The sequence below is a fragment of the Colwellia sp. 6_MG-2023 genome, assembly GCF_030547765.1.
Classification (GTDB): Bacteria; Pseudomonadota; Gammaproteobacteria; order Enterobacterales; family Alteromonadaceae; genus Colwellia.
In genome coordinates, this window is sequence record NZ_JAUOPP010000014.1 from 41,434 (window position 1) to 62,521 (window position 21,088).

Annotated in this window: 15 protein-coding genes; all 15 read left to right on the forward strand. The window is 35.6% G+C overall.

The features are described 5' to 3' along the window. Positions 1 to 2: 2 nt before the first annotated feature. Positions 3 to 2,534: a hypothetical protein gene (locus Q4503_RS10435; RefSeq protein ID WP_303602218.1), complete on the forward strand. Its 2,532-nt coding sequence runs from the start codon at positions 3 to 5 to the stop codon at positions 2,532 to 2,534. A 138-nt stretch (positions 2,535 to 2,672) separates the two neighbouring features. Beyond that, positions 2,673 to 3,785: a hypothetical protein gene (locus tag Q4503_RS10440; protein WP_303602219.1), complete on the forward strand. Its 1,113-nt coding sequence runs from the start codon at positions 2,673 to 2,675 to the stop codon at positions 3,783 to 3,785. 3 nt (positions 3,786 to 3,788) lie between these two features. Further along, on the forward strand, positions 3,789 to 5,876 hold the full coding sequence (locus tag Q4503_RS10445; protein WP_303602220.1) for a hypothetical protein: 2,088 nt from the start codon (positions 3,789 to 3,791) through the stop codon (positions 5,874 to 5,876). A 200-nt stretch (positions 5,877 to 6,076) separates the two neighbouring features. After that, entirely contained in the window at positions 6,077 to 6,826 is a 750-nt protein-coding gene (locus tag Q4503_RS10450; RefSeq protein WP_303602221.1) for an ABC transporter permease, read from the forward strand. A gap of 19 nt (positions 6,827 to 6,845) precedes the next feature. Then, complete coding sequence (locus Q4503_RS10455) at positions 6,846 to 7,517, forward strand: ABC transporter ATP-binding protein (protein WP_303602222.1); 672 nt, start codon at positions 6,846 to 6,848, stop codon at positions 7,515 to 7,517. After that, on the forward strand, positions 7,501 to 8,739 hold the full coding sequence (locus Q4503_RS10460) for a lipopolysaccharide biosynthesis protein (RefSeq protein WP_303602223.1): 1,239 nt from the start codon (positions 7,501 to 7,503) through the stop codon (positions 8,737 to 8,739). The genes Q4503_RS10455 and Q4503_RS10460 overlap by 17 nt, the downstream gene beginning before the upstream one ends. Then, positions 8,736 to 10,451, forward strand: coding sequence for a polysaccharide biosynthesis/export family protein (locus tag Q4503_RS10465; RefSeq protein WP_303602224.1), 1,716 nt, complete (start codon positions 8,736 to 8,738; stop codon positions 10,449 to 10,451). The genes Q4503_RS10460 and Q4503_RS10465 overlap by 4 nt, the downstream gene beginning before the upstream one ends. Before the next feature lie 46 nt (positions 10,452 to 10,497). Next, positions 10,498 to 13,971: a hypothetical protein gene (locus Q4503_RS10470; protein ID WP_303602225.1), complete on the forward strand. Its 3,474-nt coding sequence runs from the start codon at positions 10,498 to 10,500 to the stop codon at positions 13,969 to 13,971. Between the two features lie 64 nt (positions 13,972 to 14,035). After that, positions 14,036 to 15,049, forward strand: coding sequence for a UDP-N-acetylglucosamine 4,6-dehydratase (inverting) (pseB, locus tag Q4503_RS10475; protein WP_303602226.1), 1,014 nt, complete (start codon positions 14,036 to 14,038; stop codon positions 15,047 to 15,049). 8 nt (positions 15,050 to 15,057) lie between these two features. Further along, positions 15,058 to 16,218: a UDP-4-amino-4,6-dideoxy-N-acetyl-beta-L-altrosamine transaminase gene (gene pseC, locus Q4503_RS10480; RefSeq protein ID WP_303602227.1), complete on the forward strand. Its 1,161-nt coding sequence runs from the start codon at positions 15,058 to 15,060 to the stop codon at positions 16,216 to 16,218. A 3-nt stretch (positions 16,219 to 16,221) separates the two neighbouring features. Then, positions 16,222 to 16,905: a pseudaminic acid cytidylyltransferase gene (gene pseF / locus Q4503_RS10485; protein WP_303602228.1), complete on the forward strand. Its 684-nt coding sequence runs from the start codon at positions 16,222 to 16,224 to the stop codon at positions 16,903 to 16,905. An 11-nt stretch (positions 16,906 to 16,916) separates the two neighbouring features. Further along, entirely contained in the window at positions 16,917 to 18,461 is a 1,545-nt protein-coding gene (gene pseG, locus Q4503_RS10490) for a UDP-2,4-diacetamido-2,4,6-trideoxy-beta-L-altropyranose hydrolase (RefSeq protein WP_303602229.1), read from the forward strand. Between the two features lie 113 nt (positions 18,462 to 18,574). After that, on the forward strand, positions 18,575 to 19,261 hold the full coding sequence (locus Q4503_RS10495) for a methionyl-tRNA formyltransferase (protein ID WP_303602230.1): 687 nt from the start codon (positions 18,575 to 18,577) through the stop codon (positions 19,259 to 19,261). After that, positions 19,254 to 20,312, forward strand: a complete 1,059-nt coding sequence (pseI, locus tag Q4503_RS10500) for a pseudaminic acid synthase (protein ID WP_303602231.1) — start codon at positions 19,254 to 19,256, stop codon at positions 20,310 to 20,312. Before Q4503_RS10495 ends, pseI begins: the two co-directional genes overlap by 8 nt. Continuing rightward, positions 20,305 to 20,985, forward strand: coding sequence for a PIG-L deacetylase family protein (locus Q4503_RS10505; protein ID WP_303602232.1), 681 nt, complete (start codon positions 20,305 to 20,307; stop codon positions 20,983 to 20,985). Before pseI ends, Q4503_RS10505 begins: the two co-directional genes overlap by 8 nt. Positions 20,986 to 21,088: the final 103 nt, after the last annotated feature.

Sequence of the window (21,088 nt, forward strand, 5' to 3'; positions counted from 1 at the left end):
TCATGTTAAATTTTAAATTATCACAGCTTGCAATAGCAACGTCACTAGCATTAACGCTAAGTGCATGTGGTGGCTCATCAAGCTCAGATCCAGTAACAGATCCAGAAACACCAGTAGTTACACCACCAACAGCTGAAACATTCACAGCTACAGGTGCCGCTGTAAAAGGTATTATGATCGGTGCAGATGTTGTAGCATATGATGCAGATGGTAATGAAATAGCGAGCGCTGTAACTGATGAAAACGGAAGTTATTCACTTGATATACCATCAGACTTCGTTGGTGCTATTAAAGTAACGGTAACAACCAATGCAGACAGTATTATGCGTTGTGACTCTAGCGATTGTGGTAATGGTGTTGGTTTTGGTGAAGATATCACTAACACACCAGGCATTGCACTATCTACTGTTGCTTTTATCGATGAAGATACTGATACATCTGCTGTAGAATTCCCTGTGAATGCGTTAACTAACGCTACAGCACAAATAATGGAAGCATCTACAGGTCTAGCTGATTTAAATGCCTCTGGTAAAGCAGGTTTTGATGCGCTAGCTAAATTATCAACTAAAAAAGTGGCTTTAGTTTTTGGTTTAACAGATATAGCTCCTGAGAACTTTTTAACTCAAGACATTACTGACCCTACAACTATTTCAGACTTAAGTGCTGAAGATGCAGCAGCGTTATCTTTGCAAGATACAAAATTATCAATGCTTAATGCTCTTATCTTACAATTAGCGCAAGAAGGTGCTGAAGATGGAGCAGATATCTCTGCTGCTCTTGCTGCCATGACAAGTAAAATCCTTTCTGCTACTGACGAAAATGGTAGTTCAACAGAAAGAGATGAAATCGCTAACAATTTCGAAGCTGCAATAATAGCGCTTTCAAATGACTCGTTATTTCAACAAGAATTTGCACTACTAAATGATACGCTAGGTGGAACAGTTACATTACCAGTTTCAGCTGAAGATTTTAGCTCTGGTGATTTTGCAGAAGAACTTGCTTCTGATATTTCTGATGAAGTTGACGGCGTAAGCTTAAATGCGATTAATGATGCTATCAATAGTGTTGTTACTATTATTGAAACTGCTGAAGGTTCATTAACTGACGAAGATATTGCAGCAATTGAAGATGAAGTAGATACAGTTATTACACCTACTCCAACTGACCCTGTTGACCCAACTGACCCTGTTGACCCAACTGACCCTGTTGACCCAACTGACCCTGTTGACCCAACTGACCCTGTTGTTCCAGTTGATCCAACTGACCCTGAAGGTCCAGCTAACCCAGGTAACCCAAGCAATCCAAGTAACCCTAATACAGCAGATGCAGCTACGGCATCATCTGTTACAAGTAACTTCTTTGCTGCTGACGGATTATCTGTAGATGTAAATAAACAGATAATTAAAACAGCTGGTGATATTCGTTATGTTGTTCAAAAAACATTAGTAGAAGCAAGTTCACACGGTGTAACAGATGGTGACTTCCTAGTTAATATACCTGCAACAAGTGCATCAAGTGAAGTTGCATATGCTGTTATATACAATACAGTAACTGCTAACGATGCGAGTGGTTTAGGTAACTTAGTTAGTGGTAATGGCGCAGGTGCATCAACTTACTTATCAGGTACAATTATAAGCATAAATTCACTACCACCACAGGCAGGACCTTTTAGTGTCTTTGATTGTTCAACGGGTACAGACGGCTTCATTAACGAATGTTTTATGGAAAATGATGTAGATAGCACTATTACAGTTCTAGATACCGATACAACATTAGTTAAATTTAACGTTAGCTATAACTACAACAATGGTGTTAACGACGATGCGAAAGTATTAACTGGTTTAACATTTAAAGGTCAAGTTGCAACAGCTGATGCACTAGTTACATTTGGTGTTAACCCAACAACAAGTGAATATGCAAATGCATCAATTGCTTCTTATAACCCTAACGCAGCGCTTAATAACCTTGCTTTAACAATGGCTGATGCTGAAGTGAAGTTTGATCTTCCACAAGTAGCTGTTTATACAGGCGAAATGAATAAGAAGCTAAGTGGTTCAGCGGAAATGACTTTCCAATATAGCGGTGACTATAAGTCTTTTGCTAGTGCAAACGTACTGAAACAAGGTAATGTTACAATTAACCCTGACTTTATCTCTGGTACTACTGTTTCTGACTACCAAGTTGATGGCGAAGTTATCATCTACAAAGAAGGTATCAAGAAGAAAATCAGTAAAACAGTTAATGTACGTCGCGCAAGTGAAAACTATGTGATGACATTGAAAAACCTTGCTGCAGACGTAAGTGATGAACTTACACAACCTGTATGGTGTGGTAGCTGGACTGGTGATATTTATGTAAACAATACTGACGTTGCTGACTTAATGAACACAACAAGTACTTGTAATTCATATGTATCAACTGGCGACTTCATCTTCAACATTAATGGTACTCCGATTGCTCCTGCAAACGTAGAAAAATTAATGGAAGGTTTAAGTGCATACTTTGACCAAGCTGATTTAGTAGCACAACCTTAATATTGTCATAATATTATCGTAAACTAAAACAAGGTCGCTTTTAAAGCGGCCTTTTTAGGTATAATGGTCTTGGAAATTGAATATACTCAATTTCATGCAATATCAACTGTAATCATTCTAAATAAAGTAGTAATAATCGTGAGAAAAAAAACAGTTAAAACAAGCATTATTGCTCTTACCCTATCTAACGTAACGTTAGCCTCGCTGCCAGTGAATGCCGAAAGTTATACATTATTTGCTAATGGTTATAGTGATAACTATACGCCTTCAGTACCTGTTGTTGACTTTTTTGGCTCATGGAAGGGCGCAAAAGAATATAACGAAGGCAGCAAAGCAATTGCTAATAACTTCTTTCAAATAGGCGTTCAATACGAAGCATTGTCGTTTGCTATCTTTTATCGTTACGATTACTACTTAACCATGCACCCTGATGTAGCAGAATACCGATACACTTTTCATAACGATCGTGACAACCTTCAAGATCGTGACTACATATATGACTTTAAAGAACAAAGATTAACCACACAAGGCATGCGTGTTGGTTATAACTATCAATACAATAATAAATTAACCGTCACTAGCTACTTAAATGTATTGTACTCGTCTAAATTTCAAGATAGAGACATACAAAACGGCTATATTAACGGTAAAACTAGCTTAGGTGATGCTGACGCAGACTATCATTTTTCTGAAGATACACTTTACGGTTTTTTAACGGTAGATGATACTCCACAAGGCTATGGCGCAAGTTTAGACTTTGATATTAGTTACCAAGTTAATAGCACTACCAAAGTAGACGTAAACGTAAAAGATGCTTTTCATTTTGTTACCTGGGACGAATCACCTTACGCCCAAGGTAATTTTCAAGTTGACGACTTCTATTACGACGACCAAGACGTATTACAACAAAATCCATTAACCAATTTATATACACACGAAGGTTCAGAGCAACACTCTTTCACTCAACACTTGCCAGTACGTATTGATCTTGGTGTAGAAAAAATCATCGCTGAAAAGTTTGATTTATCAGTACAGTACCAATACAACGAAGTGATGGATTCAGTGAGTGTAAAAGGTGGCTACTCCCCTTTTGCTGATAGCAATGTTGCTATAAGTTATAACTTTCAAAGAAGCGCGTTAGGCTTACACAGCAAATATCGAACTTTCTATTTAGATATAATGTTCGACGATGTTGATTTTGGTTATGCTAATAGTCTCAGTCTTTTTCTTGGTTTTGAAGTGAGTTTATAACACATGAAAATTTTCATCGCTTTATTTACAGTAATTATTTTATCAAACCTAACGGCGTGTAATTCATCATCAACAGATAACGCCAGCACAGCCGATAATTTACCAGTAACAGAGGCACAAGCAAACCCGTCAAACACGGCAGAATTAACCTTATCAATAATGCCTAATTACTTGATAAGTGATGAAGAAGTCTTTGTTTATGATCTAACAGACAATAATGCGTTAGTTAAACAAACACGTGTATACCCCGACGAACAAGGGCTAACCACCGCCACATTAGCACTTGAACAAAACCACATTTATAAAATAGTGTTTAACCCAAACAATAACCGAAGCGCAATTCGTTGTTCGCTCCCTAACGGTTGTATTGAAACACTCTTTAGCAATAATGAATATGAATCCATTGCCTTTGGCCAACCAATCAATACGCGACTGCAATTAGCCGCAATTGTTGAATTAACGGGTGATCAAGCATTAACGGTCGATGTTACTACAGACCTTGTTGCACAACTTGTACAATCAAACTATGTTGACGAAGTAAACTCAAATACCCTAAAACAAACACAATCGGTATTAGCCAATACCTTAGGTTTTTTAGGATATAACCAAGCAGATCAACAATCAGACAAAAGCAGTTGGAATTATTGGAATATGCAAGCATTTAATGCTGCATTACTGTTTGAGAATAGGCTTATATATAACAATGTAAACGATCATCTAGGCAGCATTTTTAGACGCTTATATTTCACTTTAATCGATGAAGAAAATTTAATTGATGAATTCAATCAGTTTTATATAGCTGATGCAGATTTATTTTTACAAGATATCATTTTAAATAATAGCAACGATAACTGTTTAACGAATACCAATACCTTAGCCGAAGCATTACTCGCAGCGCAAACAAGCACAGCAACCAACTGTGTAGTAGTAACTAAAGAAGAGCAATACCAGATCTCAAGGTTACGCGCTTATCTTTTATCAAAAAATATTTACCCAGAAAAAGGTTACTTACCCTCACCCTATGTTCAAGAAACCGACCTAGTTAAAAGCAAATCATTTTTAAATGATTTTCGTAGCATTTTATATACCTTTGAAAACAATGACGATGCTTATGATCAAGTCAACACCACATTAAGCGATGGCTATGAACTCATTGATGGCTTTACCAATACAATATTAGTAGATGTTTTTCCGTTATTTAATGATGTACTCGATACAGTACCGTTAAACTCTAATGACGGCTCTTACCAATTGAATGACCTTAATATTGTTTATCAAGACAGTGAATTAGAATGGGTACTAACAGGGCAATACCAAGACCTAATACTTGATTTAACCATACGAATGAACACCATTCAGCTAAATGCCACCGAAGGTAACTTGTTTACTATTGCGGCTAACGGCACCATAACGTCAAACGAACTACATTCAACGCTAACCGATGCTGAATTTGAAATAAAACTAGACCCTGCTGATGATATTTTCTCAGGAACGCCTGACGGCAGCGGCTTTATTGCTATCAACGCACAAGATATGGCAATAACGAAACAGACGCAAGAGTTTACAGGGGCGATGACGGCACGAATTGAGCTGCACTTGGTTGAAAATATAGGTGTTATTGAAACACTTGAATCGGCTTCTATTTTTGGAACGCTTTTTGATGACGACACTGAACATCAACTATCAGTAAGTATGGTTCATCCAAATGTAAATCAAGAAACCAGTGAAAACCTAATTCCAAGCGGCATGACCGCGACAGTAACCTACTCTGCTGCTATTTTAGGGTTAGGCGAGCCATTATTAACGGTATATATGGATCTAGACAATGCCCAAGAAGGATTATCAATAGATAACATTGATATGGCAGCCTATTTTGAAGGCCGACTCGCCCATTTTACCTTTGCTGGCAGAACCAATAACTTCACCTATCAAGGCCAAAACCAAGACGGTGTTGAATGGTTCATAACACTTGCAAGCAAAGAAACACAAGGATATGTATCATTAGCGTCAAATGAATACGGTACGCCACGCGTACTAAAAGATTTAGTTGGTATAATGTTTAATGACGGTAACTTTATTTCAATATTTTAACCTCGGTTAAAACATGGATTGATACAAAAAAATAAAAACATTTACTTTAAATCGACTCAATGAGTTAAACGTCTTAAGACAATTTTGATACAATCACACCAAATAAAATAGGTACTCGTCAGCGTCAATCATTTTGCTGTCGATATAATGGAATATTTTCAAGCATGATCAAAGCGCAAAAAAGGACTCCATTACAAATAATGAACGCCACCGTTCATGCGCTGTTAATGCGAGAACTCAAAACCCGGTTTGGCACTAATCGCTTAGGCTACTTTTGGGCTGTAGCATCGCCGGCAGCACAAGCATCGGTAATGGCACTAATCTTTACCTTATTAGGACGTTCGAGTATTTCAGGTATACCTGTCGCATTATTCCTTTTTACCGGTATTTTACCGTTTAAATTTTTTATGAAGTTACTACCTCAGGTTGGCGCAGCTGTCAGTGCAAATAAAGCGTTACTTACTTATCGACAAGTTACTGCTATCGATCCGATAATTACAAGGATTTTAATTGAAACCGTTACTTTTATTGTTGTTTATGTATTAATACTTGGCACCATGGCTTGGCTCGATTTTGAGGTATTGCCTAATGACTTATTAGCACTATTGGCTGCTTGCTTTTTATTATTAATATTGGCTGTGGGGATTGGTTTATTGTTCTGTTGTGCAGTTTCTTACTGGCCTGATACTGCAAAATTATTTGCTATGATTACCACCCCCATGTATCTAATTTCAGGGGTTTTATACTCCGCAACCATGATACCTGAACAATATTGGTATTTATTTAGCTGGAACCCTATTTTTCATTTAATTGAACTAAGCCGAGATGCATTTTTTGTTTCTTATACAACCCCTATTGGTGATTGGTATTTTGTTAGTTTTATTGCCTTAACTAGTATTACACTTGGCTTAATGGCGTTTAGAATTAACCGCCATCGGTTTATTAACTAATGATAGGCTTTGTAAACTAATGATACATTTTGATAATGTCAGTAAATATTATCCAACAAAACAAGGGCGGCATTACGTTCTTAAAAATGTTAATTTAGCATTACCAACTGATCGTAATATTGCCGTACTAGGCCCAAATGGTGTTGGTAAATCAACGTTAATAAGAATGCTAGGTGGTGCCGATTTCCCCAGTAAAGGGCAAATAACATCAGAGCAAAAAATATCCTGGCCATTAGGTTTGCAAGGCGGTTTACAAGGCACGATGAGTGCCCGTGAAAATGTCCGTTTTGTTGCCCGTATACACGGTTATAAAAATACCAAACCAATTGAAAAGTTAATAGCTGACTTTGCCGAAATCGGTAAGTTTTTTGATGAACCAGTCAAAACCTATTCTAATGGCATGAAAGCTCGGGTGGCTTTTGGCTTAACCATGGCCTTTGATTTTAATTTTGACGTATTACTAATTGATGAACTGGGTGCAGTGGGTGATGCTAATTTTCGCCGAAAAAGTGAAGCGCTATTAAAAGAAAAATTTGAAAAAACTAAACTTATTATGGTGAGTCACTCTATGGGTGAGCTACGTAAAAACTGCCAAGCGGGGTTAGTTATTATTAACCAAAACCTGAAATATCATGCAGATATTGAGTCTGCAATAAAAGAATATAATGAACACTATGTCAAAACCAATTAAACAATCAACTCAGCAAGCAGCTAATAAAGACGGTAAACAGGATTTGAGTTCTGTTGCACGTAAAGCACGCAAGCTTAAGCGTGAGCCATTACAATTTATTGCTGACTCTAAAGCTTATATCAAAGCAAAGAAAACCGCCTATTACACCGCGGCAAAGCTCGGCTCGTTTATTATTGTAGTTGCGGCAGTAATCGCCATTATCGCTTATTACACCCTAATTGCGTCACCGCGTTATGTTAGCGAAAGTCAATTTGTGGTAAAAGAAATAGGCTCAAACGACATTCCACTGGCGGGTTTAATGTCTATTGCCAGTAGCTCACCAGGTGTGCGTGACGCTTTAATTTTGCAAAAATATATTCAGTCACGCTCGATGGCGGTCGCCCTTGAAGAAAGTGTCGGTTTAAAACAGCATTATCAAGCCGCTGACTGGGACTGGTTTAGTCGACTGACTGGCAATGGTAGTGTTGAGCAGTATCACGCCTATTATCAAGATCATATTCTGGTCCATTACGATGAAATGTCAGAAGTACTCATGGTTGAAGTACAAACCTTTGATGCTGAATTTTCATTAAAAGTGGCCAATGAAATTATCGCACTAAGTGAAACCTTAATTAACCAGCTTGGGCAAAAAATGGTAACTCAGCAATTAGACTATGCCCAGCAAGATGTTAACCGCGCTTATAACGAGCTAAAAAAATATCAAAATGAACTGATTAATTTTCAAGATAAATTCAAACTATACAACCCTGAAGAACAAGGCAGTGCCATAGTATCAGCGATGAACGCCCTTGAAGCAAAAATAATAGAAGAAGAAACTAAACTTAAATCGTTATCGTCTTTTATGCGTGCCGATTCTGCTGATATAAAAGCCATAAATAGAAATATAGACGCATTAAAGACACAATTAGCGCAAGAAAAAAACCGTTTAACTAATCAAGAACAGCAATCGTTAAATAAAATAAATTTAGATTATCAAGAAATTAAGTTAAATAGCCAGCTAGCCGCAGACCTTTATAAATCGACCTTAGCAAGCTTAGAGCTGATTCGTAGTGATGCTTTTAGAACGCTAAAACATTTACTGGTAATAGAGCAGCCCATTTTAGCGCAAGAAAATAAATACCCACGTCGTTTATACAGTATTTTTACCTGGTTTATCGCCATGCTTCTAGTCTATGGCGTATTAAAAATGGTAGTGGCCGTTATTAAGGAACACAAAGAGTGAAAAATTTGTTTATAAAAAGCATCGCCAGCGCGCTAATGCTAGTGCTAACCAGTAATATTGCTTCCGCTGCAGTAACCATCACCAAAGATGAAAGCAATGAGGTTAAGCAAGCAATATCACTGACTAGTGATAACAGTAATGAAAATAACAATAACAAAAGCGAAAATGCTAACCACAATAGTAACAGTAACAACGCTAACCAAGCTTATGGCCAATGGTTATTTACCGGTGGCTTTAAAGAAAATTCATTTGTTGGCAGTAACCCAAATTATAAAATCACCCAAGGTGATAGTTTGCTTGTGCAATTATGGGGTGGCATCGATTATCAAGCAGAAGTAAAAGTTGACCCTCAAGGTAATATCTTTATTCCTAAAGTTGGCCCAATTAAAGTATTAGGGGTTAGTAACGCAGAAATTAATAACGTGGTATTAAAAGGCATAAAGCGCGTTTATAAATCAAATGTTGAAGCTTATGTTAATTTAATGTCTAGCCAAACAGTAAAGGTGTTCTTATCAGGGTTAGTAAATAAACCTGGCTTATATGAAGGACAAAGTGCTGATAGCATTTTACGTTTTATTGATCTTGCTGGTGGTATAAAAGCTGAACTTGGCAGTATGCGCCATATTGAAGTAAAGCGAAATAACCAAACAAAATATACCATCGACTTATACGACTTTATTCAACATGGCACTATGCCCGCTATTCAATTACAAGAAGGTGACGTAATTTTTGTTGCGGCTAAACATGGCGACGTCACCATTGAAGGCGATGTTGGTTTTAGTGGCACATACCAGCTAAAAGAAGATACCGCTAAATTAAGTAATATTCTAAATGCGGTTATTACCAAGAAAAAAGCCACCCATATTACGGTGATTGCACCAGAAAATAGTGATGGTGAAAATGAATTATCAGTACAACAATATGCCATGGGCGAGGCGCTGAACAATAACACCATTGAAGTCAAAGCCGGCTCACTTATTAAAGTATCTTCACAGCTACGCGCCAAAAAAATTAGTGTTGAACTCATTGGCGAGCATAATTCTCAGTTTGAAATTGTATTACCTTGGGGAGCAAGCTTAGCGGACTTATTGGCCGATGTTAAATATACCAAATTATCTAATAAAGACGCTATTCAGTTATTTAGAGCCTCAGTTGCCACACGCCAAAAAGATATGTTACTGGCTTCTTTATCAGCACTAGAGCAAAGCGTATTAACCGCGCGTTCACAAACCAATGAAGCCGCACAATTACGCTCAGCTGAAGCAAGCACTATATTACAGTGGATTGAAAAGGCAAAATTGGTAGAGCCCAAAGGGCAAGTATTATTATCTGACGGCTACAATGCTTCGCAAATTATTTTACAACAAGGTGACCGCATTGTGGTACCAACGAAACGTAACTTAGTCATGATACATGGCGAAGTGCTCTTCCCTACTGCTATCGCTTACAACAACCAGATGAATATTAATGAGTATATCGCTAAGGCAGGCGGTGCTACTGATGATGTAGACAATATGAATATATTAATCATGAAGCCCAATGGCGACTTTGTTGATGTAAATGAACACTTAAACAGTAAAAAACAGATTAACCCAGGGGATGAAATATTTGTGTTAGCGAAACCTGATGCAAAATCATTCCAATTAACCAAAGATATAACACAAGTGATGTATCAAATAGCAGTTTCAGCTGCTGTGATATTAGCATTGTAATTACTGCTAATAACCATAATCAATAACGAATACTAGTAACGAACTTATGAATGAAATAACACGAAACAAAAAGACCACTAAACTCAAAAAGGAAATCGAAGCATATCTCAAAGATAAAGCTTTACGCATTCTTAATAAAAAAAAGCCTTCAGGTAAAGAGTATACTTACACTGTTCACAATTCAGATAATGTTTTAGGTATTGATTCTGGCTATGATTTACTTTACCTAGTTGGTGATAATTGGTTAAAAAGCAATAATTGTGATATTGCATTAATGGTTGGTTTTAATGATTGGAAATTAGGCTTTACAGCTGATTACCTACCTGAATACAGAACCGCTTTTTTACCTCGCACTAAGATGTCGTTTTTAGATATCCGTAGGTTAAAAAAACTTAAACAAAAACCAAGTGTTATTATTGTCTGGGGCTATACCGAATCACAACATGTTACCCGTTACGCTAAAAAGAATAATTTACCTATATACCGAATGGAAGATGCTTTTATTCGTTCAGCCAAACTTGGCGCCCAACATGCAACACCTTACTCACTTGTTGTAGATAAAACTGGTTTTTACTACAATTGCTATGAAGCATCCGATATAGAAAATATTTTGAATACTTATGATTTTAAAGCTGATACAGCTTTAATGCAAAACGCTCAAGAATGTATTCAATTAATAAAAGAACTAAAATTATCAAAATACAACCCCCCTAGAAAAACTGTTCAAGGTATTAGCCAACGAATTAAATTAAAAAGAAGAGTTGCTATACTAGGCCAAGTAGACAGTGATGCATCGATCAAATTTGGTAATCCCGATAATTGGACCTCTGAAGAGTTAATAAAGCTAGCCGCTTATGAAAACCCTAATTGTGAAATATACTATCGTCCGCATCCAGAAGTATATCAAGGTTTTCAAGATAGTACATTTAAAGCTAGTGAGGTTGAGAAATATGCAACAATAACAACACCCGATGAGAATATTATCGACTTTATTGAAGCCGTTGATCATATTTATACGATTAGCTCTCTATCTGGTTTCGAAGCTGTTATACGCAACAAAAAAGTAACTACTGTAGGTGCCCCTTTCTATTCAGGCTGGGGAGTTACAGACGATAGAGTAACGATTACAAGACGTACAGCAAGACTAACAATCGAAGAAGTTTTTGCTGCAGCATATTTAATTTATCCGAGGTATCTAGGCAACTTAGCTAAAAGTGATATTGGTTTGAAAAGTGCTTGCTACAAAGTTTTAGCAGATGCAGAATTAGCTGAGTTTGAAAACCTGAATATAAAGTCAGTTGATAAAAAAGGTGATAGCAACTCTATAACTAAGCATTATTTGGAGGTTGCAAAAGGCCCCTTTTGGCCAACTCTGTTTTTAGGTAAAAATAGTGCGAGTGCTTTAAAACCTAAAGATTTAGCCAGACTATTAAGAACGATAAGATTACCAGATATACGTAAGGATGATGAGGATAGTTATGCTCAAGAAGTAATTATACTTGCCTTACTTGGATCTATTAATAGTGATGTAGGAAGAAACCAGATCCTCTCCTCTGTCAGAAATTTTCTGTCTGCTGAAGCATTCTACTCTATACTCATATATTTAGAGCAGGCTTGTCCAGCAAACTATATCTCATACCAATTAGCATGGTTACTTTCTCAAAATAATGAACAACATGAAACATTAACCAAGTCAGAAAGCTTACCTTTATTAGAAAGCATAGATACAGACAAAGAGCACGCTCAGGAAACTTCTCATAATATCGATGAACTCCCGTTACTTTTTGATAAATTAAAGTATACATTCGAAAATCGTATGTTTACCGAAAGCAATGATATTGCAATGAAGCTTTTAGTTTTAAACTACAAGCCATTAGAAGTGTTGAAATATTGTCAAAGTACTGCAGAATTAAAGTTCTCATTTAAAGCATCTTTGACTTTAGCGGAATTTAGATTTGCTATTGATCCCTATTATGCAAATAGAGATAGCGCAACTTCAATATTGAAAGCCAATAAATATAGCATCTCTAATGATCCTATAGCTCTCTGTAAATTATATATCAAGATTTTAGTTATGAAACCTGAACTAGTTTCAGCTATTTTATTTGATATTGCCTTACTGCCTGACACAAAAGAAAAGTATACTCTCGAATTAATGATTCAAAGTGTTTTAAATTTAGTTGTTGAGAAATCGAGAAGAACTGCACAAGCTTACTTAATGTTAGAATCGCCAGAAAAAGCAATTAATATATTGGAAAGTATAATCGAAGATGGCGATCATTCTGAAATGACCAAGGTAATTTACTCTCAAGCGCTTTCATATAATGGACAGTTAGAAAGAGCAAAAGAGCTAGTAATGGAATGGATGCAATATCGCATCACAAAAACAAATATAACTGAGATGATGCGTTTATGTGTTTTATCTTCTGACTACAGGAGAAGTTTAGAATATTTAAATTTAGCTAACTCATTAAAAATTCAATTGGGTGATATGCACAAAAGAAAGTCATATTTTGGCAATAGAATGCTGAAAGAAGCTTTTGAAACATTCACTGAAATTGGACTAGCAAAAAAAGTACAACAGTACTTTCCTCAGAATTATTGTAAATTAGAAGATAAATTCAATAATATATCAACATTATTTGTAATAGCTATTTTTGGTCCTGGTGATGAAATTAGATTTGCTTCTATTTATAATCTGATCAAAAAAACGACAATGGTTACTAATGTTACTATAAGTTGCACCCCAAGACTGAAGACTCTTTTTTCTAGATCTTTTCCTGATATAAAATTTATTTCTGTCACACGAGCTAGAAATAGTGACAATCTAGAATTAGATAATTACCAAAAAGTACCTGGCTTCGATATTATAGGAGCAGTGGATGATAACGCTGTTGACGCAATTCAAACAAATGATGGCTTTACTTTTGTAACAGACTTACTCCATGTCTGCTTACCTTCATATGAATCATTTCCCCGTGTAGCATATTTAAAGGCCGACATTAAAAAAGTTGAAAATTATAAAGCACGTATTCCTAACCATCAAAAAATCATTGGTATAAGTTGGAGAAGTAGCTTAACTACACATTCTAGAAATGAACACTATTTGACTATTGAAGAACTAAAACCTCTATTTGAATTACCTAATGTAACATTTATAAATCTACAATATGATGAATGTACAGAAGAAATTCAAAAAGTTAACAGCCAATACCCCGGAAAAATAATTAACTTTGAAGACATTGATCAATACAATGATTTTGATAGCGTAGCAGCTTTAATGATGTGTTGTGATTTAATTATTTCACCAGCAACAACGGTTGTAGAATTAGCTGGTGCACTAGGTTGTAACGCATGGTTGTTTTCAAATTCTTCAGAATTAGATTGGCGTAAAACTAATGAAGTAGGACAAGATGTTTGGCATAGTAATGTAAAGATAATTGATGTAGAAGAAAAAGGTAATAAAGAAGCTTTAGTTGAAAAACTACGTAAAAATTTAATGGAATATATTAATTTTTAGAAAGTAATTGTATGGAATCTAGTAAGACTAGTTTTCGAATTAAAATTTAATCTGGTAAAAAAACATGTTAAACAAAAAATCAGTTCTGATCACCGGCGGCACAGGCTCGTTTGGTAAAAAATTCATTGAAACAATTTTAGCGCGATACCCAGACGTTAAAAAAATTGTTATTTATTCACGCGATGAATTAAAACAGTCAATGATCAAACTAAAATATCCACATAATTCATTTCCTCAACTTCGTTTTTTTATTGGCGATGTACGAGATAGAGATCGTTTAACACAAGCATGTGAAGGAATTGATGTAATTATTCATGCTGCAGCTATCAAGCAAGTAGACACGGCAGAATATAATCCAACAGAATGTATTCGTACTAATATTGACGGTGCTGAAAATGTTATCCATGCGGCACTAGCCTGTGGTGTTCATGACGTTGTAGCATTATCAACAGATAAAGCTTGCGCTCCTATTAATCTTTATGGGGCAACTAAATTAGCATCAGATAAATTATTTGCTGCTGCAAATAACATAAGAGGCTCTAAAGATATTAAATTTAGTGTAGTACGTTACGGCAATGTAATGGGGTCTCGTGGCTCTGTAATTCCTTTCTTTATTGAAAAGAAAAAGGAAGGATTATTACCTATCACCCATAGAGAAATGACCCGTTTTAACATTTCATTACAAGATGGTGTAAATATGGTGATGTATGCAATAGAAAACCATATTGGTGGTGAAATATTTGTACCTAAAATACCATCGTATAAGATTACTGATATTGCTGAAGCTATCGCGCCTGACTGTGAAACAAAAGATGTAGGTATTCGCCCTGGTGAAAAGCTACATGAAGAAATGATTACGGATACTGACTCTTTGAATACAATTGATTTAGGAAAGTATTATGCCATTTTACCTTCTGTTTCATATACATATACAGAAGAAGAATACATGCAACATCATAAAGCAGTTAAAGTACCATTTGGCTTCAAGTATAACTCAGGAACGAATACTGAATGGGAAACTATTGACTCATTAAGAGCGCTTATTATTGAACATGTAGATGCAAGTTTTAAGGTGTAGTTAGAATTATGATTCCATACGGTAAGCAAGAAATCACACAAGCTGACATTGACTCTGTAGTTGAAGTATTGAAGTCTGATTTTTTAACACAAGGTCCTCAAGTACCAGCATTTGAAAACGCATTAACCACTCATACTGGTGCTAAATATGCATTTGCTATGAACAGTGCTACCTCAGCATTACATGTTGCCTGTATGGCATTAGATTTGGGGAGCAATGATTGGTTATGGACAACACCAATTACATTCGTTGCTTCTGCCAATTGTGGACGCTATTGTGATGCTAATATTGACTTTGTGGATATTGACGAAGCAACTTATAATTTATGCCCTAAAAAATTAAAGCAAAAGCTTGAACAAGCTAAAATTAAAAATTGCTTACCTAAAGTGTTAGTTGCCGTTCATCTTTGTGGGCAACCTTGTGATATGAAAGCAATAAAAGCACTCGCTGATGAATATGGTTTTGCTATTATTGAAGATGCCTCGCATGCTATTGGTGGCAAATACTTTGATAAGCCTATCGGTAATTGCCATTATTCAGACATTACTATTTTTAGCTTTCATCCTGTTAAAATTGTTACCACTGCAGAAGGCGGCGCAGCGCTCACTAATAATAAAGCACTTGCTGACAAAATGGCATTGTACCGAAGCCACGGAATTACTCGCGACGAAAACTTAATGACAGAGCCGTCGCATGGTGGCTGGTACTATCAACAAGTTGCATTAGGTTATAATTACCGTATGACAGAACTGCAGGCTGCACTTGGCGTAAGTCAAATGAAGCGTTTAGACAAATTCGTGGCCGCACGTCACAAATTAGCAGAGCGATACAATCAGCTACTTGCGCCGTTGCCAGTTACTACCCCGTTTCAAATTGATAATAGTTATTCAGGCTTACACCTTTATGTTATTAGACTTAATTTAGAGAATATTTCTTTAACGCATAAAGAAGTATTTGAACAATTACGTGAGAATGGGATAGGTGTTAACTTACATTATATACCCGTTCATTTGCAGCCTTATTATTGCCAGTTTGGTTTTAAAGAAGGCGACTTTCCATTAGCTGAACAATACTATAAAGAAGCTATTTCTTTGCCAATGTTTCATACTATGTCTACTGAACAACAAGATGAAGTGGTACAAGTTTTACATAAAATTATTGGTGGTTAACAAATGAATATTGCAATAATTCCAGCAAGGGGTGGCAGTAAACGCATCCCACGAAAAAACATTAAAGAGTTTTTTGGAAAACCGATGATTGCTTATTCTATTGAAGCAGCAAAAGCATCTGGATGTTTTGATAAAATAATCGTTTCAACAGATGATCAAGAAATTGCAAATGTTGCATTAGAATATGGTGCAGAAGTACCATTTATAAGACCTTCTGATATTTCAGATGATTATGCAACAACGATTGATGTTATTCAGCATGCCATTCTTTGGCTTGAAAATCATAATGTTACTATGAACTATATCTGCTGTATTTATGCAACTGCTCCTTTTATTACCCCCCAGTACATACAACAAGGATTGAAAGCTATAACAGAAAACTCTATTAATTATGCGTTTAGTGCAACATCTTATGCTTTTCCTATACAACGGGCTTTTTATAATGATCCTATGAACGGTATTAATATGTTTTACCCTGAGCATATTAATACTCGCTCACAAGATCTTAAAGAAGCATACCATGACGCAGGCCAATTTTACTGGGGAACATTAGCTGCTTTCTCAGAAGGAAAAGCTATTTTTTCCGAACAATCTAAAGCAATTATTCTACCTCGAAAGTTAGTTCAAGATATTGATACAGTAGAAGATTGGGAATTTGCAGAAGCCCTTTTTAGCGCGTTAAATTAGTTGATGATTCAATGACAATGAATGTTTATTTTAGAACCGATGCTTCTACCTATATTGGTAGTGGGCATGTTATGAGGTGTTTAGTATTAGCGCAAGCTATGAAAGAAAAAGGTCATCAAGTTACTTTTGTTTCTCGACGCCAAAAAGGTGACTTAATTGATCTAATTTATGAGCGTAATTTTAATGTATTAGAGCTATCACCAGTAAATGATCCTATTGAGCCAGTGAATAATGCTGACTACAAATCGTGGTTACAAGTCACATGGCAGCAAGATGCTGAAGAATTTACAAGTATGGTTCGTGATGTAGATATTGTAATTGTAGATCACTATGCTTTAAATGCTGAGTGGGAAAAACAAATTATACAGCACTTAAATTGCAGCTTATTTGCTATAGATGATCTTGTAAGAGAGCATTATGCTGACTTTATACTTGATCAAACATTAGGGCGATGTAGCTCCGAATACATTAATTCAAAAAGCAACTCACTAGCACTTACAGGCTGTGAATACGCACTATTAGCCCCTGCGTTTAATAAAAAAAGAGAATGTGTTTTAGATAAATCAATTATTCCGAATAAATTAAACTTACTTATTAGCCTTGGCGGAATCGACTTACCTAATGTTACTTCAATCGTATTACAAACGATAAAAGCAACAATAGATTTTCCACTGAGTGTAACTGTGGTGTTAAGTGCGCGAGCACCTCATTATAACGAGGTGGTCACATTTTGTCAGGAGAATAAAGATTGGATTAAACACATATCTTTCACGAATGATATGGCTACACTAATGGAGTCACATGATTTAGCGATAGGAGCTCCAGGGACTACATCATGGGAGCGAGCTTGCCTTGGGCTACCAAGTATAATTATCCCGATTGCTGATAACCAAAAGTATATTACCCAAGAGTTAACCGCAGCTAACGCTGCAATCTGTTTAAAAATAGGTGACATTAAGGCTAAACTGTTCAATTCTCTAAAAGAATTACTTTCTGACTATAAAGGCTTTAAAGAACGAAACCTTTCCTTATGTGACGGCTTAGGTGTTTACCGTATTAATGAAATAATAGAGCAATCAATTAATACTCAAAAATTAGATAAACCAAAAATAAAACTCCGATTTGCAAACACTAAAGATATTAAGCAGGTTTATAAATGGCAATGCTTACCCGAAACAAGAAAATATGCATTAAATCCGAAGGTTCCTTCTTGGGAAGAACATTCTAACTGGATGAGTAATAAATTAAAAAGTACCGTAGACTATTTTTATATTATTCAATTATATAATCCTAACGAGGGTCAATGGAACAACGTTGGTGTTGTTAGGCTAGATCGAATGACAAAGAAAAACTATCTTATAACTATTTCATTAGCGCCAAATAGTCATGGTAAAGGTATAGGTTTTCTATGTTTAACTTATCTTAATTCTATCCACAAATATATTAATATTCACGCCACTGTGGTTCCTGAAAACAAAGCTTCCCAACGAATATTTATAAAAGCTAATTATGAAAAGATATCACCTCAGGAGTTTATACATAAATCACTAGATTAATGTCTTCTATATATAATAAAAAAGTTTGAAAAATGAATCATTGAATAAATATGAATTTATCAGAGTCTATTTTATTCTATATAATAAAAACAAGATAAATATAAGATAAATATATGAATAACTATGTTGTAGCAACAATTAAAGAATGGAATATTAACGAATATAAATCCAGAGTATCATCATACCCTGGGAATTGGTTTTTAATTGATGATAAAATTGATTTAACTATTGAATATTTAAGAAAATTAAAACCAAAATATATTTTTTTTCCACATTGGAGCTGGATTGTTCCTGAAAATATTTTAAATGAATTCACTTGTGTTTGTTTTCATATGACCGATGTACCCTATGGTAGAGGAGGTAGCCCTTTACAGAACTTAATTATTAGGGGTCATGAAGATACAAAACTTACTGCTCTTCAAATGGTCAAAGAACTAGATGCAGGACCTGTTTTTTTAAAAGAAAAACTATCCTTAAAAGGAAATGCCACCAACATATTTAAAAGAAGTTCATTATTAACTTTTGATATGATTGAATATATTGTGGAACATGAACCTATAGCCGTACCACAAACAGGAACTGTAACTGAGTTCCCGAGAAGAAAACCCGAACAAAGTAAATTAACCGAAGATATCAGTTTAGAAGATTTTTATAACACTATTCGTATGTTGGATGCTGAATCGTATCCTAAAGCATATATAAAATTTGGTAATATCAAATTAGAATTTTCCAGTGTTTCAAAAAGCAATGATGGACTTCAAGCAACAGTAAATATATTTAAAGAAGAAAATAATGACTAAAAAATACATAGAAATAGATGGTAAACGTATTGGCAAAGATTATAAGCCATATATAATCGCAGAACTTTCAGCAAACCATAATGGTGATATTAATAACGCATTAAAAACGATTGAGGAGGCAGCTAAGTGTGGTGCCGATGCAATTAAAATTCAATCATATACTCCAGATACTATGACGATTGATTGCGATCACGAAGATTTTCAAGTGAAAGGTGGATTATGGGATGGATATAGTTTATATAAATTATATGAATGGGCGCACACTCCTTTTGAATGGCATGAACGATTATTTGAGAAAGCAAAAGAAGTTGGTATTACATTATTTTCAACTCCTTTCGATGAAAGTGCATTAGAATTATTAGAAGAGCTAAACGCACCAGCGTATAAAATTGCTTCATTTGAGTTAACGGATTTACCCTTAATAAAGCGAGTTGCCCAAACGGGAAAACCAATGATTATGTCGACCGGTATGGCTAATCTAAATGAAATTGAAGAAGCAATCATTACCGCCAGAGAAAATGGTTGTAATGATCTTGTTGTTCTTCATTGTATTAGTGCTTATCCTGCGCCATATGAGCAAGCTAATTTAGCCACCATACCTGACTTAGCAAAACGCTTTAATGTTATATCAGGCTTATCCGACCATACTTTAGGTACTGTGGTCTCGGTATCATCAGTTGTCCTTGGCGCATGTCTAATAGAAAAGCATTTCATTATTGATCGAAATGATAAAGGAGCTGATTCTGAATTTTCAATAGAGCCACATGAGTTAAAAAGACTTGTTGAAGAAACAGATGCAGCCCATAAAGCATTAGGTGTTGCTGGGTATGAAAGAAAACCAATTGAGAATGCGAGTATAAGATTTAGACGCTCATTATATTTCGTTGAAGATATAAAGTCAGGTGAGCTAATAACAGATAAACATATTAGACGCATTAGACCTGGTTTTGGTCTTGCTCCTAAACATTTTGATGAGTTAATTGGTAAGCGAGTTAATCAAGATATTGAAAGGGGCACTGCAACTAGTTGGGAGCATATTAGTAATGAGTAATACTATTCTAGTTGTTGCTGCTCATTCAGATGATGAAGCTCTGGGTTGTGGTGGTACTATCGCTAAACATATTGCGCAAGGTGATCAAGTGACCGTCGCCTTTATGACAAACGGCGTCGCCTCCAGACTAGATACTCCTGAGCATAATACTAATGCTACTAAAAGAGAAAGTGCAGCTCAACTGGCCTTGAAAGCTTTAGGAGTGTCTAACTTTCACCAATTTGATTTCCCTGATAATAAAATGGATACCGTAGCTTTATTGGAAGTAACCCAAGCGATAGAATCGGTCATTTCAGCATGTAAACCAGATACAATTTATACTCACTTTGGGCATGACTTAAACATAGATCATAGAATTACACACAAGGCCGTTATGACTGCTTGTCGTCCACAATCCTGGTCTTCAGTAAAAAAAATATTATCTTTTGAAGTGTTATCGAGTACCGAGTGGAACTCACCATCAATTAATGCTTTTCAACCTCATTATATTGTTGATATATCTAATTACTGGAATAAAAAGCTTGCTGCATTAAAATGTTACGAAGATGAAATGAGAGATTTCCCACACAGTCGCAGTTATCAATGCGTGGAAGCTTTGGCTATATTAAGAGGGGCAACTCATGGTTTTGAAAAAGCAGAAGCCTTTTTTGTTGAGCGTATCTTAGACGTTTAAACCCCATAATTGATAAAATAGCATTTAAGGCAAAGCTTTTTATAGCTACTAACAACCAAGAAATAAAGGTGATTTATTATTTTCATATGCATTAGGAATCTTG